The organism is Pantoea sp. PNT03 (assembly GCF_014852515.1).
Taxonomy (GTDB): Bacteria; Pseudomonadota; Gammaproteobacteria; order Enterobacterales; family Enterobacteriaceae; genus Pantoea; species Pantoea leporis.
Window position 1 is genome coordinate 434,706 of sequence record NZ_JACVBT010000005.1, and the last position, 15,614, is coordinate 450,319.

General features: G+C 53.1%; 11 protein-coding genes. 7 read left to right on the forward strand and 4 right to left on the reverse strand.

Annotation, left to right across the window (positions count from 1 at the left end; genetic code table 11):
• Positions 1-29: 29 nt before the first annotated feature.
• Together IB226_RS19345 and IB226_RS19350 are read left to right on the forward strand one after the other, a co-directional pair.
• Positions 30-992 carry a chemotaxis protein gene (locus IB226_RS19345; protein ID WP_008105989.1) on the forward strand — a complete coding sequence of 321 codons (963 nt, stop codon included), beginning with the start codon at positions 30-32 and terminating at the stop codon, positions 990-992.
• Positions 993-1,433: 441 nt separating this feature from the next.
• Positions 1,434-2,990, forward strand: a complete 1,557-nt coding sequence (locus IB226_RS19350) for a methyl-accepting chemotaxis protein (RefSeq protein ID WP_192236744.1) — start codon at positions 1,434-1,436, stop codon at positions 2,988-2,990.
• Positions 2,991-3,035: 45 nt separating this feature from the next.
• Here IB226_RS19350 and IB226_RS19355 read toward each other — a convergent pair whose 3' ends face one another.
• The 4 genes from IB226_RS19355 to IB226_RS19370 form a co-directional block, all read right to left on the reverse strand.
• Complete coding sequence (locus tag IB226_RS19355; RefSeq protein ID WP_192236745.1) at positions 3,036-4,325, reverse strand: HAAAP family serine/threonine permease; 1,290 nt, start codon at positions 4,323-4,325, stop codon at positions 3,036-3,038.
• A gap of 379 nt (positions 4,326-4,704) precedes the next feature.
• Positions 4,705-5,700, reverse strand: coding sequence for a glycosyltransferase family A protein (locus IB226_RS19360; protein WP_101762499.1), 996 nt, complete (start codon positions 5,698-5,700; stop codon positions 4,705-4,707).
• On the reverse strand, positions 5,697-7,004 hold the full coding sequence (locus IB226_RS19365; RefSeq protein WP_110867789.1) for an oligosaccharide flippase family protein: 1,308 nt from the start codon (positions 7,002-7,004) through the stop codon (positions 5,697-5,699). Before IB226_RS19365 ends, IB226_RS19360 begins: the two co-directional genes overlap by 4 nt.
• Positions 7,005-7,020: 16 nt before the next feature.
• Positions 7,021-7,998: a glycosyltransferase family 2 protein gene (locus IB226_RS19370; protein WP_192236746.1), complete on the reverse strand. Its 978-nt coding sequence runs from the start codon at positions 7,996-7,998 to the stop codon at positions 7,021-7,023.
• A 1,023-nt stretch (positions 7,999-9,021) separates the two neighbouring features.
• Between IB226_RS19370 and IB226_RS19375 the strand changes: the two genes are divergently transcribed.
• From IB226_RS19375 to IB226_RS19395, 5 genes are all read left to right on the forward strand, one after another.
• The gene (locus tag IB226_RS19375) at positions 9,022-10,662 is read left to right on the forward strand and encodes a sensor histidine kinase (RefSeq protein WP_192236747.1); all 1,641 of its coding nucleotides are present in this window, start codon (positions 9,022-9,024) and stop codon (positions 10,660-10,662) included.
• Complete coding sequence (locus tag IB226_RS19380; RefSeq protein ID WP_110867792.1) at positions 10,655-11,347, forward strand: response regulator; 693 nt, start codon at positions 10,655-10,657, stop codon at positions 11,345-11,347. The genes IB226_RS19375 and IB226_RS19380 overlap by 8 nt, the downstream gene beginning before the upstream one ends.
• 170 nt (positions 11,348-11,517) lie before the next feature.
• Positions 11,518-12,606 (forward strand): ABC transporter substrate-binding protein, encoded by a 1,089-nt coding sequence (locus IB226_RS19385; RefSeq protein WP_137385230.1) that lies wholly within the window; start codon positions 11,518-11,520, stop codon positions 12,604-12,606.
• A 73-nt stretch (positions 12,607-12,679) separates the two neighbouring features.
• Positions 12,680-14,449 carry an iron ABC transporter permease gene (locus IB226_RS19390; RefSeq protein WP_192236748.1) on the forward strand — a complete coding sequence of 590 codons (1,770 nt, stop codon included), beginning with the start codon at positions 12,680-12,682 and terminating at the stop codon, positions 14,447-14,449.
• Complete coding sequence (locus IB226_RS19395) at positions 14,442-15,512, forward strand: ABC transporter ATP-binding protein (RefSeq protein WP_192236749.1); 1,071 nt, start codon at positions 14,442-14,444, stop codon at positions 15,510-15,512. The genes IB226_RS19390 and IB226_RS19395 overlap by 8 nt, the downstream gene beginning before the upstream one ends.
• The last annotated feature ends 102 nt before the right edge of the window (positions 15,513-15,614 follow it).

Here is a 15,614-nt window from a genome sequence, read left to right on the forward strand (position 1 = left end):
ACTCAGCCCAGATCTGCTCCGAGGCCATGATGGATAATTTTCAGAAAGAGATCGATGAACGCGCCAACCTTGCGCTTTCCAATAAATTCGAACTGCTGTTGTTCCGACTGGGTTCCGATCAGCTGAAAGGCAAATCTGAGCTGTACGGCATCAACGTGTTTAAACTGCGTGAAATCGTGCCGATGCCCACCATCACTCGCGCCGCTGGCATGCAATCGCCGCTGCTTGGCATGGCGAGTATTCGCGGCCAGTTTATTCCGGTTATCGATCTGCCCGCCGTCACCGGCTGCAAACCAGAAACCGGCCTTAACCTGCTGCTGGTGACCGAATATGCGCGCAGCACTCAGGCGTTTGCCGTGGAATCGGTGGAGAACATTGTGCGTCTCGACTGGAGCCAGGTGCACACGGCGGAAGCGGGCATCGGTAGCCGCAACATCACCAGCATCGCCTGTCTGGATACCGACGGCCAAAGCAATAATCTGGCGATGGTACTGGACGTTGAGCAGATTCTGTATGACATCATTCCTTCAGTGCGCGGCGTTGAGCCAAGCGCAGAGACCGCCAAAGACTTCAATCTGAAGCCTGGCCAGGTGGCAATTGTGGCGGAAGATTCCAAAGTGGCGCGTCAGCTGCTGGAGCAAGGCCTGAAAAGCATGGGCATCCCGGCGATTATGCACAACACCGGTCTGGAAGCCTGGATCAAAATTAACGAGATGCAGAAAGAAGCGGCTGCAAACGGTGAGTCGATCCACGACAAGATCGCGCTGGTGCTGACCGATCTCGAAATGCCGGAGATGGATGGCTTTACCTTAACGCGCAACATCAAACGCGATAACAACCTGCGCCAGATTCCGGTGGTGATCCACTCTTCACTCTCCGGCAGCGCCAACGAAGATCATGTGCGCAAAGTCGGTGCCGATGGTTATGTGGCGAAGTTCGAAATCAACGAGCTGTCAAATGTGATCCACGGCGTGCTGAAAAAGCCGCGTTAATTATCGTAACGCCACCGTTCATAGCGTAATGCTTGTCAGTTAAGACCTGAAAACCCTTAATTACCAGAGCACACCTTGTAGCGGCGCAATTCATTGCGCGATAAATCGCGCCGCTACGGAATGTGCGGTGATTTGATAAGGTGCTTAACTGATCGGCATTACGCCATTCCTGGCGACCCTCCAACCAGGATCCTCCCGCCTAACTTTCCCATCCAGTCAAAAATCAAGGTTAACGTCATTAACCAAACCGTGACGCATCTCTAAAAAATTAAAGTTAAAACATTAACAACCGATAACTGATAGCGCTTGCGCTGGTGCTGCCATACCAGATTTGTCACGCTGCGTAACCATTTTTACCTTAGAAAACATCAACCTGATGCGGGCGCCCTGCCTGCTTTTCCGTCTTGAAAACATCAATTTTTGGCATTACGGGGAGAACCAATGTTGAGCTTAAAGAATATGAAGGTCGGCGTCCGTTTGGGCATCGCCTTTGGTTTAGTGGTGGCACTGTTAGTCATTATCGGCATCACGTCGATTACCAAAATTAACAACATCAAAACCGGTATTACGTCGATTGTGGAAGACCGTTACGTGAAAGTGCGTCTCGGTTTTGACGTCCGTGACGGTGTTAACGATCAAATTAAATATCTGCGTGGCATCGTGATTGATACCACGCGTCCGGAAAATAACGTTAAACGTTATCAGCAACTCGCCGAAGCCACTGAGCATACCAACAACGCGATGAATAAAATCAAAGCGATACAGGTTACCGAAGTGGGTAAAAAGAAAATCGCCGGGCTGCTGGCGGCCAGTGACAAATTCGAGGCCGAGAAACATCAGCTGATTGAGCTGGTACGCGCTGGCGATGCAGACGCCGCCAGCACCTATGTACTGAAATCCATTACCGATACGCAAAACGCTTTCCTGGCGAGCGCGGTGGCGTTTGCCGATTCGCAATCGCAGCAGTTACAGCAAGAAGGCGCGAAGATTATTGATAACGGCTCATCCGCTATTGAGATGACGCTAATCTTCTCCGCTCTCGCCATTGCGGCCTCCATCGTATTAGGCTTTATGCTGACGCGTTCAATTGTGCGTCCGCTGAATGAAGCGGTGGAAATCGCCGGGAAAGTCGCGGCAGGCGATCTCAGTTCGCACATTGAAATCAGCGGTAAAGATGAAACCGCCGTGCTGATGCAGGCGCTGCAGGCGATGAACGACAATCTGCTCACTATCGTTTCCGATGTGCGCGCCGGTTCCGATACCATCGCTGTCGCCTCGAATCAAATCTCCAGCGGTAACATCGACCTCTCATCACGCACCGAACAGCAGGCCAGCTCGCTGGAAGAGACCGCATCGGCGATGGAACAGATGACCGCCACCGTCAAGCACAACGCCGAAAACGCGCGGGAAGCCAATCAGCTGGTGGCCAACACCTCCAACGTGGCGAAGCAAGGCGGCGTGGTGATGGAACAGGTGATCGAGAAGATGGAAGCCATTACGCTCTCTTCGAAGAAGATCGTCGATATTATCAGCGTGATCGATTCCATCGCCTTCCAGACCAACATACTTTCCCTTAACGCCGCGGTCGAAGCCGCACGCGCCGGTGAGCAAGGCCGTGGTTTCGCCGTGGTAGCCACCGAAGTACGTAATCTGGCGGCACGTTCGGCATCTGCCGCGAAAGAGATCAAGGTGTTGATTGAGGATTCGGTCGCGCAGGTGGATGAAGGTAGCCGTCTGGTGACGCACGCCGGTTCAACGATTGGTGAAGTGGTCAACAGCGTGAAGAGCGTGGCGGATATTATGAGCGAAATCACCATTGCCAGCAGCGAGCAAAGTAGCGGGATTAGCGAGATCAACTCAGCGATTACGCAGATGGAGGCGGTGACGCAGCAGAATGCCGCGTTGGTGCAGGAAGCCTCAGCGGCGTCGCAGGCGTTGCAGGAACAGGCAGATCGCCTGGCGCAGTCGATGAGTGTGTTTAAAACGGCTGCGGTGTAATGATGACAAGGTCGCCATGCCTGGCGACCTTTCTGATATGTATGCTTAACTGACCAGCGAATAAGCAATCGAGGAAATCGCCAGCACGCCAACGATCACCACAAACACGTTACTGATTTTCCCGCTGTACTGACGCATCGCCGGCACTTTCTGAATGGCATACATCGGCATCAGGAACAGAATCATCGCAATAATCGGCCCACCCAGCGTTTCAATCATGCCCAGAATACTGGGGTTCAGCGTTGCCACCAGCCAGGTGGTCAGCAGCATAAACGTGGTGGTCAGGCGATTCAGACGCTGCGGCGTGACGGTTTTACCGCGGCTGCGCAGCGACTTCACCACCATGCCGTTAAACCCTTCACGCGCCCCCAGATAATGCCCGAGAAACGACTTCGTGATCGCCACCATCGCCACAATCGGCCCCATCCACGCAATCATCGGTACATTAAAGTGGTTGGCTAAATAGGACAGAATGGTGATGTTCTGATCTTTCGCCGCCTGCAGATCGGCGGGCGACAGGCTCAGCACGCAGCTGAACACAAAGAACATCACCGTCACGACCATAAGCAGATGGGCGTTCGCCAGGATGCGCGAACACTTCTTCTCCGCGCCTGCGCCGTACTCATCGCGCTTGGCAACAGCAAAAGAGGAGATAATCGGCGAATGATTAAAGGAGAACACCATCACCGGAATCGCCAGCCACAGCGTCATCAGAATGCCGTGGCCGCTTACATTCGCATCTAACGACAACGTTTCCAGCGCTGCACCATGCCAGTGCGGTACCAGATAAGCCGCCAGCAGCATCAGCACCGCCACAAACGGGAACACCAGTATGCTCATCGCTTTCACAATCATCTGCTCGCCAAAGCGCACCACCGTCATCATGCCGATGATCAGAATCAGCGACAGCAGCGCACGCGGCGGCGAAACCAGCCCCAGCTGATGCACGATAAAGCTATCAACGGTATTGGTGATCGCCACGCTGTACATCAGCAGGATCGGATAGATAGCAAAGAAGTAGAGCAAGGTGATGATCTTGCCCGCGCCCACGCCAAAGTGCTCTTCCACCACTTCGGTAATGTCTTCGCCGGGATTTTTACCGGAGAGCACAAAGCGCGTTAACGCACGGTGCGCGTAATAGGTCATCGGGAAGGCAAGAATCGCCATGATAATCAGCGGAATCAGCCCGCCTGCACCGGCATTAATCGGCAGGAAAAGCACGCCCGCACCAATCGCCGTACCGTACAGACCCAGCATCCACACGGTATCACTCTTACGCCAGCCCTTAGCCGCCGTATCTACGGTGCCAAGCGTACCGGTTTGTGAGTTGTCCATCTGTCTCTCCAGAATTTCAAGCTTTATCAACATGCAGCCACAAAGATGGCTACCAATCATGGCGTGGGCTGCTCCGCCCGGCCGGAACGCAAAGGATGACGCTTCATGAGATGAAATTCACGCATCCTGATGTTTTGCGCCGCAGTAAATGCACGAAACATGCGCGCAATCGATTGCATGGGGCGCTATTTGACATGAGACGCGGAATGAGTGCAAGAAGGAGTAACGGGGAGTCAGCAGAAAGGCGTGAGGAAAGTGGAAAGGTGTGGCAACGCTGGGCTGTTACCACGGGTAGTGCAAATGACACAAGAGCAACTCCCCCGGCCACTAGCCTCTGATACAGCAAATGCGTCCAGAGGCTAACGCCGGGAGAATTTAATTAGAATGCGCGCATTCTGTAGAGTGCATAAAGAAAATAGTACGCTGTGAGTGTATTCAAATTCATAATCATGTACTTCAATTTTTCATTTTTATTCAGCAGGATGAAAATACCTTTTGAGTATTTACCCCGCTTTATTTGATCAATTTCCTGGGCAATATCCGCAGGTGAAAACGATGAGTGATACATTGCGGTCACGATTTGCATATCCAGCGCCAGCACACGTTTGGAGATGCCTTTAAGGAAATAGTCGAGATCGCTGGCCTGATATTTACTGATGATCGAATCATACAGTGCGGTGAGAAACTGTTTACGTACTTTCAGTTCACTGTATTGCACTTTACGCTTCGATAATGAACCCGCCACGTCTTCATAATGATAAGCCGCACCCGGCGTGACCAGAAAATTGCTAATGCAGCTGAAGAATTTAAGGTTAAATAGCAAATCTTCGCTCATGGAGATACCTTCCAAAAAGCGCAGGTTCAACTCCTCAATAATCTGACGGCGATAACATTTGTTATGCAGATAACCGATGTTATCACTCATCTCCAGCTCACCGAGCACATAAGGAATGTCCTCCTGACTGAAGAAGCCCGCCTGCGACACTTTGCCCACGCGGTTATCGTTGAGGTTGCCCACCATCAAATCGACAGATTCCGCTGGCCAGGCATCGAGATTCTGTTTGAAGATCATCAGGAAGTTATCATCCACCCAATCATCCGCATCGAGGAATAACACATATTCACCGCTGGCTTGCTGCATTCCGCTATTTCGAGCGGCGCTGACACCGGCATTAATTTGGTGAATTACCGTGACCTGCGAATAAGCACTAAACTCCTGCAGAATATTCGCGGTTGAATCGCTGCTGCCATCATTAACCACAATCACTTCGTAACTGCTGAACGTCTGTTTAAGCACGCTCAGTAAGGTACGTTTAATGGTTTTTTGTGAGTTATAGACGGGAATGATAAGACTAAACAGGGGTTTTTCATTCATGATAAACTCTCTTTACTGTCTGAGGTTTTGATATTGTTAAATAACAGCCATAGTTTCCTGGGATTGATAAAAATTTGATGAATACGCATTACGGGTTGAGCAGGGAAAAAGTAATTAAGCAGGGAGAAAGATAAAAACTCGGTTAATACCACGCTCATGGCCGCGCCATTTAAACCGAAATAAGGAACCAACAATAAAGAGGAGGCCACGCAAATTAATAACACCACGAAGGTTTTCTTCACTAAATAGCGATATCCGTTGTACTTAATAATGAAACGATCCATCACGCTACTTAGCACCGCGCACATCGCCCCCACGCTGAGTAACAGCGTTGGCGCTACCGCATCGAGATACTCCGCACCGTAAAAGTCACGGATAAACCATCCGGACAATAACCAAATCGCCAGAATCACCAGCGACGAGACACCTATCACCAGCAGATGTAATTTCTGCGCTTTGATAATCGATTGCCGATCGTCACGTTCGGCAAAGAACGCCGGGAAAAAGGAAGCCAGCAAGGCATTGGGTAAAAATACCCACGCGGTGGCGAGCGTCAGCGCGACAGAGAAAATCCCCGCCTCTTTAACGCCAAGGAAATACGACACGCTGATTTGATTAACGCGGGTATAAATCGCCACCGCAATCACGGAAAACACCAGAGAAATACCGGACGCCACCATATAGCGTGAATATTTCTTCATCTGGCGCAGTGCCGGAATCGGTACCTGACGATGGTATTTCAGGAATATCGTCAGTTTGATGGCAAAAGGAATAAAGGTCGCCAGTACGATGGGAATCGACAACAGTTGCGGATCCAGACCGTAATACGAAATAAAGAAGCGCACGGTTAAACTGATCGCCAGCCCCGCCAGATTGGCGATGACATTCAGGCGCGCATTGAGCATCGCCTCATTGTAGATATTGACCAGATCGAGTGAAGAAAACAGACAGGCAATCGCCGCTGCGCAGACAAATACCCGCGCTTCAGCACTCCACTCTTCGCCCATAATCAGCATGCCGCTGGCTGCCAGAATGCCGTAAATCACTAACACCAGCAGAAAGGTCGCCATCATTAAGCGCATGCCGGAGTGATGATTTTGCGATAAGCGTTTCAGCAGAATCACATCGCTGCCCATCAGCGCGATGCTTTGGATGAACTGAAAGACCAGCATCGAAATCGAGATAATGCCGAAGGTGGTGGGCCCCACATATTTCGCCACATACGAGGTGACAAATATCAGGCCGAACACCGCAATCAGCTTTTCAGCGATCATCCACAGAGAATTTTTTAATTTATCTTTCACAACTCAACCTCAGCGTTTATTTCTGTGCCAGGCGGCGCAGACGCGATACCAGTCGTGGACTGACAAAAAACAGCGCAAAGTACAGGCTCCACGGATTGAGCATCAATCCTGATGTGAAATAGGACTTGAAGCTGCGACGGTAGAGCGAAATATATTCATCTATAAAGGCGCGGCTGAATCCGTCGCTGTGCAGCGCTTTATAGATATAAGACGAGGTCACTTTTAAATAGAGATGGTAATAACAGCGGCTATGCTGCGCGGATAAAAACGCCTGCATGCCATTAAACGAACGTGCAAAGGAGAAATGCTTTTCGCGTAACGCCGATCGCGTGGCGGAGTTGGTGGATTCCACATAGTGATAAACCACCTGCTGGGTAAAGATCACCTGACGATCCTGTTGCAGGTGCAGGTAATTGACCACAAACAGCAGATCTTCGAAGTTATAAATCTCCTCGTTGAAGGTGAGCTGATGCTGACGAATCACATCGCCACGAAACACCTTGTCGCAGATGCCGTGACGCGGATTGAAATAGAGCAGATCGTTGATCGCCGCCGAAGCGGTCAACTGGCGCACGTCACTGCTGTTGGCCGGGAAATCGAGCGGATCGCCTTGCGGCGTGAAGTGCTGCGATTCCCCACCCACCATGGCGATGTTGTTTTGCATCAGCCGCACATAGGTGGCAAATGCGCTGGCCGGCAGAAAATCATCGGCGTCTAAGAAGCACAGCAGTTTGCCGCGCGAGGCGTGAATGCCCTGATTGCGCGCCGACGAAACGCCGCCGTTGGTTTTATCGATGATATGAAAATGCGCGTAATGGGCGTAATTCTGTAATATCGCGAGCGAGTTATCGCTGGAGCCGTCATTAATAAAGATCGCTTCAAAACGGCTTTCTTCCTGCTGTAGCAGGCTATCAATGCATCGCTCCAGATACGCCGCGGCGTTATACACCGGCACGATGACGCTGATTAAAACGTCGTTAACGGGATTTTGCATATAACCTCTGGACTCTGTCGGAGTAAAAGTTGCGGGCGGAAAAATATTTGCTGAACATTGCAGTGATTAACAGTGCACGTTGCTTGCGCCCGGCTTAACATTTATTGCCTGTCTATTTCAGAGTTTCCTCAGGTCAAATAAAACTGGCCTTTAATTCTCTGTAAAAAGATCGCTAAATAAGATAATCGCCAAATAAAGCGTGCAGATTTATTCTGCTTTCGTCAGGTGAAACAGGCAGGCTACCGCCCCAGGCTTGCAGCTACCTGTTTACTGACTACGCACAAACCCATTTTTCAGGCATAAAAATGCTGCGCTGCGCTCGTAAGAGTTCAGTTAATTTTCAGCCAGTTACGTTTTATCTTGCGGTGATTTGGCTTAATAGCGTCACCACGTCATTCACGGCGAACTTAAATTAAATTTTTATCTGTCTGGTAGTGAGCGTAAAAAAACGCTGGCGTTTTTATCGCGCTCATCACCAAAAACAAGAAATGCCGACCGGGGCTGAGTAGGTGCATCAACAGACGGGCCTTCTCAACGAACGTCACGACATTAACGATATTTGCTGTGTGCCCTGCACTTTTATTACTTCGGCGCGTCTTTTGCGTTCCGATGAGTGCAAGTGGCGTTAATTCAGTGCGGCGCTTGCGGTCGCACTGCAACGGGCTTAATGCCCAAAATTTGCGATCTAATTCAAAACTTTTCCCGGCATTCTCACCACTCCGGGTTATAAGGTCAATGGTTGCCAGGCCAAACCGGAATTTACTCAGAGAAAGGCTGGATTAAACAACGGCGCATAGATTAGCCGTGGTGAATTGATTTTTTGCCGATTGATTAGCGCCACAGCAGGCGAATACCAGGAATAAGATGGGAATATCGCTGACACGGTGCCAACAGTAACCAGCGCCTAAGCCGCGCCGGGATTGAAGCCAGCTCACAACTCTGAAGATAGCGTGTCACGGCACGCATTTTCGCGTGCTAGTCTCCAGCCATGCCTCTCTCCAGTTTCTCTTCACTGCAGGTTGTATGAAACGCAGATTATCTTTCCAGGTAAAACTCTTCCTGTCGCTGGTGCTGTTTTCCTGCCTGCTACTCGCCTTGCTGGGCACCATTCTGTTTCATTTTATCGACCGCCAGCTGCATCACGATTTGGGACAGCGCGCGCGGGTGCAGGCCAGTGAGATTGCGCTGATGCCCGGACTGGCGGAGAAAGTGGCGCGCCGCGATATTGCCGGCATCGCCGCGCTGATTCAGCCGCTGCGCAACCAAAGCGATGCCAGCTATATCGTGATTGGCGACACGCAAGAACACCATCTCTATCACTCGGAATCACCGGAGCGCCTCAATTTACCGATGATTGGCGGCGACAATGCCGAGGTGCTGCAGGGCAAAACCATTATTTCAGTGCGCAAAGGCGGCATCGGCGTGTCGCTGCGCAGCAAGGCGCCAATCTTAAATGCCCAGCATCAGGTGATTGGCATTGTCTCGGTGGGTTATCTCACTTCCTATATTGCCAATATCAACGTTAGCCTGCTGTGGCAGGCCAGTTTGTATGGCGTGGCGCTGCTGTTGCTGCTGTTTATTTTTTCCTGGATGTTTAGTCGCAACCTGAAAAAACAGATGTTCTGGCTGGAGCCGAAGGATATCGCCCTGCTGGTGCTGCAACAAAAAGCGCTGCTGGAAGCGATGTATGAAGGCGTGTTTGCGGTCAACGCGGAGCGGCAGCTGATTCTCATCAATCGCGCCGCACGCGAGTTGCTGGATATTCAGCAGAGTGAGAGTGAACTGCTGGGGAAACCGCTGGATGCGGTGTTGCAGATTCCTCCGGCGTTTTTGCGCCAGCATGAGGTGAAAACTCACGATCACGTTACCGTGCTCAATCAGCGTCAGGTGATCGTTAACCGGGTGGCGATCGAGCTGGAACCCGGCGAGCCTGGCGGCTGGGTATGCAGCTTCCGCGATAAAAACGACATCAATACGCTGAGCAGCCAGCTGAGCCAGGTGAAACGCTATGCGGATAATTTACGCATCATGCGTCATGAACAGCTGAACTGGACCGCCACGCTGGTCGGCCTGTTACAGATGCAGCGTTACGACGACGCGATGCGCTACATCCACGCGCAATCAGCTGGCGCGCAGCAGGTGCTGGATTTTGTCTCGGCGCGCTTCACCTCACCCGCGCTCTGTGGGCTGCTGCTGGGGAAATATGTCAGTGCGCGGGAAAAAGGCGTGGAGCTGAAATTTGATCCGGCCTGCCAGCTGAGCCGCATTCCTGCCGCGCTGAGTGAAACGGCGTTGATGTCGGTGATCGGTAATCTGCTGGATAACGCCGTCGACGCCACGCTCAATGCCACACCGCCCGCCGCCCCGATAGAATTGTATATTTCTGGCCGTAATCAGGAGCTGTTAATCGAAGTGGCCGATCAGGGTTGCGGCATCGATGACAGCATTAAACCGCATCTTTTTGAGCAAGGCGTCACCAGCAAGCCGTCCAGCGAAGACGATATGTTCGGTGCAGAGCACGGCATCGGCCTCTATCTGGCGGCAGGTTATGTACAGCAGGCGGGCGGCAGCATTGAGATCAGCGACAACTCACCGCAGGGCATCATCTTCTCGGTGTTTATTCCGTTCCAGCCCGCCGCATTAACAGGATTTTCCCATGAATAATGCTAAGCCGCTTGATGTGGTGATTGTGGAAGATGAGCCGCATCTGGCCGATCTGCATCGTGAATATATTGAGCAGAACTTTCATCTGCGTGTGGTCGGCATTGCCGCCACGCTGGCGCAGGCGCGCGCGCTGATTGCCGCGCATCAGCCACGGCTGCTGCTGCTCGACAACTATTTGCCGGATGGTCAGGGCGTAACCTTGATTGACGATCCGCTGCTGAAGCGTTTTGAGTGCTCGGTGATTTTCATCACCGCCGCCAGCGACATGCAAACCTGTAGCCACGCGATGCGCAGCGGCGCCTTTGACTACCTGCTGAAACCGGTGTTTTTCCATCGCCTGCGCGCGTCGCTAGAGCGCTTCATGCTGCTGGTGCAGACCCTGCGCCAGATGAAGAATGTCGATCAACAGGCGCTGGATAAGCTGTTCAACCTGCCAGCCAGTGACGCGCCTGCCGCGCCATCCACCAAAGGCATTGAGTCGATTACGCTGGAACGGGTGAAAGGCTTTTTTAACGCAGCACCGCACAGCAGCTGGTCGGTTGAACAGGTAGTAGAAAACATCGGCATCAGCAAAACCACCGGCCGCCGCTACCTCGAATATTGCGTAGAGATCGGATTTATTGGCGTCGAGATGCAGTACGGCAATATCGGCCACCCGCGACGGCTGTACCGCAAAATCCTGTGATCACGCGCAAATTCCGCGCGCGGCCACTTGTGGTTTTTATGGTGTTAATTGCCTAAACGACGCCAACAATCACACTTCGTGAAGATAACAATCCGTCACCTCTTGTGTGGAAAAGGCGATCGGCTATGTTGACCTTTAGTTCCTCAAATGTAACTAAAAGGTTAATTATAATGTCGAACACTTTTCCTCTGTCTCTGATTGCCGCCACTGTGTTTGTTTCCATGTCAGCCGTAGCGGCTCCGCCGCAAGGTTACCCTTCGGACTACCAAAGCGTGATTGATGCCGCCACCAAAGAGGGCAAAGTGGTGGTCTACTCCACCACCGACATCAAAGCCGCCGGGCCGCTGGTCAAAGGCTTTGAGGCCACTTATCCCGGCATCAAAGTTGAATATAACGATATGAACAGCACCGAGCTGTACAACCGTTTTATCAGTGAACAAGCCTCGGGTGGCACCAGCGGCGATGTGGTGTGGAGCTCCTCAATGGATACCGGCCTGAAGCTGGCGACCGACTACGCGCAGGAGTACAAATCCCCTGAACTGGCGCAGCTGCCGAAGTGGGCGGTGTGGAATAACAAGGCGTACGGCACCACCTACGAACCGGTGGTCTTTATCTACAACAAGCGCATGATCCCGGCCGGTGACGTGCCCGATTCGCACGCTGCGTTAGCCAAGCTGATCGCCAGCCAGACCGACAAATTCAAGAGTAAAGTCACCACCTACGATATTGAGAAATCGGGCCTCGGCTTCATGCTCTCAGTACAGGATGCCAAAGCCGACCCCAACTATTTCAAAACCCTGGCTGACGTGGCGAAAGGCGGTTTAGCCGTGCAGTCTTCCACCGGCACCATGATGGAAAGGGTTTCATCCGGCGAAAACCTGATTGGCTTTAACATTTTGGGTTCTTACGCCGAAGCGCGCGCCAAAACCGATCCGTCGCTGGGCATCGCTTATCCGAAGGACTACACGCTGGTGCTGTCACGCGTTTCGTTCATCAGCCAGCAAGCGCAACACAGCCATGCGGCTAAGCTGTGGCTCGATTACGTGCTGTCTGAAAAAGGGCAAAGCATTCTGGCCAATCAGGCCGACATCCCTTCCCTGCGCAACGATATTGAAGGCAAAAATGACATTGATGGCCTGACCAAAATGTTAGGTAACGCGCTGAAACCGATCCCGGTTGATGAAAGCCTGCTGGAATATCTGCAACCGAAAAAACGTCTGGATTACATCAAACAGTGGCGCACAGCCGCCGGTAAATAACGGTAGTACCGAAGCGCGGCCGCTGCGTCGCGCTTCTCTTTCTGTTATCTGATTCGCCATTCAGGGTCTCAATATGCGTGCATTGCAGAGAAAGTGGCAAAGCCTGCCGCGCGGCGTTGTGGTGCTGATAACCGCGCTGGTTATCTACGTTCCGCTGTCGTTTATCGTGATACAAAGTTTCTTGTCCGCCCCGTTCTTTTCGCCGTCGAAAGCGTGGAGCCTCGAGTCGTTTGAATTTATTTTCACCGATCCCGACTTCTATAAAGCGCTGCGCAGCGGATTTATTCTCGCCTTCGGGCTGGTGATCATCGCCATTCCGCTGGGCGGTATTCTGGCGTTTCTGATGGTGCGCACCGATCTGCCCGGCCGACGCATCATTGAGCCGCTGATCCTCGTGCCAATTTTTGTCTCGCCGATGGTACTCGGCTTTGGTTACGTGGTGGCGGCGGGCCCGGTGGGATTCTTCTCGCTGTGGGCACAATCGCTGTTCGGTTTTGTGCCGTGGAATATCTACGACATGTCGAGCATCGTAGTGATCGCCGGGCTAACGCACGTCCCGCACGCCTATCTGTATATCTCTTCTGCGCTGCGCAGCGTGGGATCGGATGTGGAAGAAGCGGCGCGTATTGCGGGCGCGACATCGCTGCAGGTGATGACGGCGGTGAGCTTGCCGATGGTGCGTCCTTCAATGCTGTATGCCACCGTGCTGCTGTTCTTCCTCGGGCTGGAGGTGTTCGGCCTGATGCTGGTGCTGGGCGATCCCGAAGGCAACATGGTGTTGGCCACCTATCTCTATCAGCTGACTAACAAACTCGGCACGCCTTCTTATCATCTGATGGCTGCCGTGGCGGTGGTGCTGATCTGTATCACCATCCCGCTGGTGATGCTGCAACGCCGCCTGATGCGCACCGCCAATCGCTTTGTCACCGTGAAAGGTAAAGCCTCGCAGGCGCGTGCGCTGCCGCTGGGCAAATGGCGCTGGGTGGCGGGCGCGGTTGTCGCCTTCTGGCTGACGGTGACCATTGGCGTGCCGCTGCTGGGCGTGGTGCTGCGTGCGTTTATCTCAAACTGGGGCGTTGGCGTCTCAATCTGGGATGAGCTGTCGATCAAAACTTTCCAGACCATCTGGGCGCAGCCTAACCTGCTGCGCGCCATCGTCAACTCGATGGCGATTGGGGTAATTGGCGGCGCGCTGGCGGTGGTGTGTTACCTGTTTATCGGTATCGCCATACACCGCAAACCCGATAACACCACGCGCTTTCTCGACTACAGCGTGCTGGTACCGCGTGCGGTGCCGGGCTTGCTGGCAGGCCTGGCGTTTCTCTGGGTGTTCCTGTTCCTGCCGATGTGGCTGGATAACTCGCTCAAATCGGGCTGGCTGTCTGATTTCGTCTGGTCGCAGTGGCTGCGCGATAACCTGATCGTCTGGCTGCGGTCACTGCGCAGCACCATCTTCAGCGTCTGGCTGGCGTATACCGTGGTGTGGATGGCGTATGGCCTGCGTCTGATCTCCTCCACGCTGCTGCAGGTCGGGCCGGAACTGGAAGAGGCGGCGCGCAGCACCGGCGCCACGCGCGGACAGATCACGCGTCACGTCACTATTCCGTTATCCCGTTACGGCCTGATTGGCTCATGGCTGCTGATGTTCCTGATTTTCGAGCGCGAATATTCCACCGGCGTGTACCTGCTTTCGCCCGGCACGGAAACCATCGGCTCCATGCTGGTTTCCCTGTGGGCGGCGGGCGCGATAGATATCGTCGCCGCACTCTCGTTTATTAACATCCTGCTGGTCGTGGTCGGTTTGGGTATTGCCTTGCGATTTGGAGTCAAATTACATGATTGAATTATCGGTCGAAAACCTGCACTTAACTTACGGCGACAATCCGGTGCTGAAAGGCGTGTCGATGAATTTGCAGCGCGGCGAAGTGGTTTCTCTGCTTGGTCCGTCCGGCAGCGGCAAAACCACGCTGCTGCGTGCGGTCGCCGGGCTGGAGAAGCCAACGCAAGGCACGATTGTGATTGGCAACAACACGGTTTACGCCGGCACGCCGCGCAGTGAGATCCCAGCGGAAGAACGTAATCTGGGGTTGGTGTTCCAGTCCTACGCCTTGTGGCCGCACAAAACCGTGTTCGAGAACGTGGCGTATCCGTTAAAGCTGCGCAAAGTAGCGGCGGCGGAGATCACCCAACGCGTGCAGGATGTGTTGGTGCAGTTGGGATTAGGCCACCTTGGTAAACGCCATCCGCACCAGCTTTCTGGCGGTCAGCAGCAGCGCGTGGCAATTGGTCGTGCGCTGGTCTACAACCCGCCGGTGATCCTGCTGGATGAGCCGTTGTCGAATCTGGATGCCAAGCTGCGCGAAGAGGCGCGCGTGTTCCTGCGTGAGCTGATCATCAAACTGGGCTTGTCGGCGCTGATGGTGACACACGACCAGAATGAGGCGATGGCGATTTCCGACCGTATTTTGCTGCTCAATAACGGCAAAATCGAACAGCAAGGCACGCCGCAGGAGATGTACGGCTCGCCAAAAACCCTGTTCACCGCCGAGTTTATGGGCAGCAACAACCGGCTGCACGGCAAAATCACCGAGCTGCGCGACGGCAAAGCGCGCATCGAGGGCAAAGGCTGGGCGTTGTGGGGATTGGCGGGCGCAGGCGTGCAAAACGGCCAGGAAGCCACGGCGGTGATCCGCGTCGAGCGGGTGAAACTGGTCGAGGAGCCGGGCGAAAATCAGCTGGAACTGCCGCTGCTCACCAGCATGTATCTGGGCGATCGCTGGGAATATTTGTTCCGCACCCAGGGCGATGATTTTGTCATTCGCGCTTATGGCAGCGAGGTGCGCGATCCGCAGCACTGCCATCTGGCATTGCCGGAAAACCATGTGTGGATTTTCCCGAAAGGGTGATGTTTATGGAGGCGGCCAGCCGCCTCCTTTCTTCACTGATAATCCTCATTAAAAATAAATTTTTTAAAACAGAATAAACAGCGACACATCACCTCCTGCTAT

Excerpts from the sequence above, each read along its gene's own strand:
- IB226_RS19345 (WP_008105989.1), top strand. The coding sequence starts at position 30 with ATGGATAATTTTCAGAAAGAGATCGATGAACGCGCCAACCTTGCGCTT.
- IB226_RS19350 (WP_192236744.1), top strand. The coding sequence starts at position 1,434 with ATGTTGAGCTTAAAGAATATGAAGGTCGGCGTCCGTTTGGGCATCGCC.
- IB226_RS19355 (WP_192236745.1), bottom strand. The coding sequence starts at position 4,325 with ATGGACAACTCACAAACCGGTACGCTTGGCACCGTAGATACGGCGGCT.
- IB226_RS19360 (WP_101762499.1), bottom strand. The coding sequence starts at position 5,700 with ATGAATGAAAAACCCCTGTTTAGTCTTATCATTCCCGTCTATAACTCA.
- IB226_RS19370 (WP_192236746.1), bottom strand. The coding sequence starts at position 7,998 with ATGCAAAATCCCGTTAACGACGTTTTAATCAGCGTCATCGTGCCGGTG.
- IB226_RS19375 (WP_192236747.1), top strand. The coding sequence starts at position 9,022 with ATGAAACGCAGATTATCTTTCCAGGTAAAACTCTTCCTGTCGCTGGTG.
- IB226_RS19380 (WP_110867792.1), top strand. The coding sequence starts at position 10,655 with ATGAATAATGCTAAGCCGCTTGATGTGGTGATTGTGGAAGATGAGCCG.
- IB226_RS19385 (WP_137385230.1), top strand. The coding sequence starts at position 11,518 with ATGTCGAACACTTTTCCTCTGTCTCTGATTGCCGCCACTGTGTTTGTT.
- IB226_RS19390 (WP_192236748.1), top strand. The coding sequence starts at position 12,680 with ATGCGTGCATTGCAGAGAAAGTGGCAAAGCCTGCCGCGCGGCGTTGTG.
- IB226_RS19395 (WP_192236749.1), top strand. The coding sequence starts at position 14,442 with ATGATTGAATTATCGGTCGAAAACCTGCACTTAACTTACGGCGACAAT.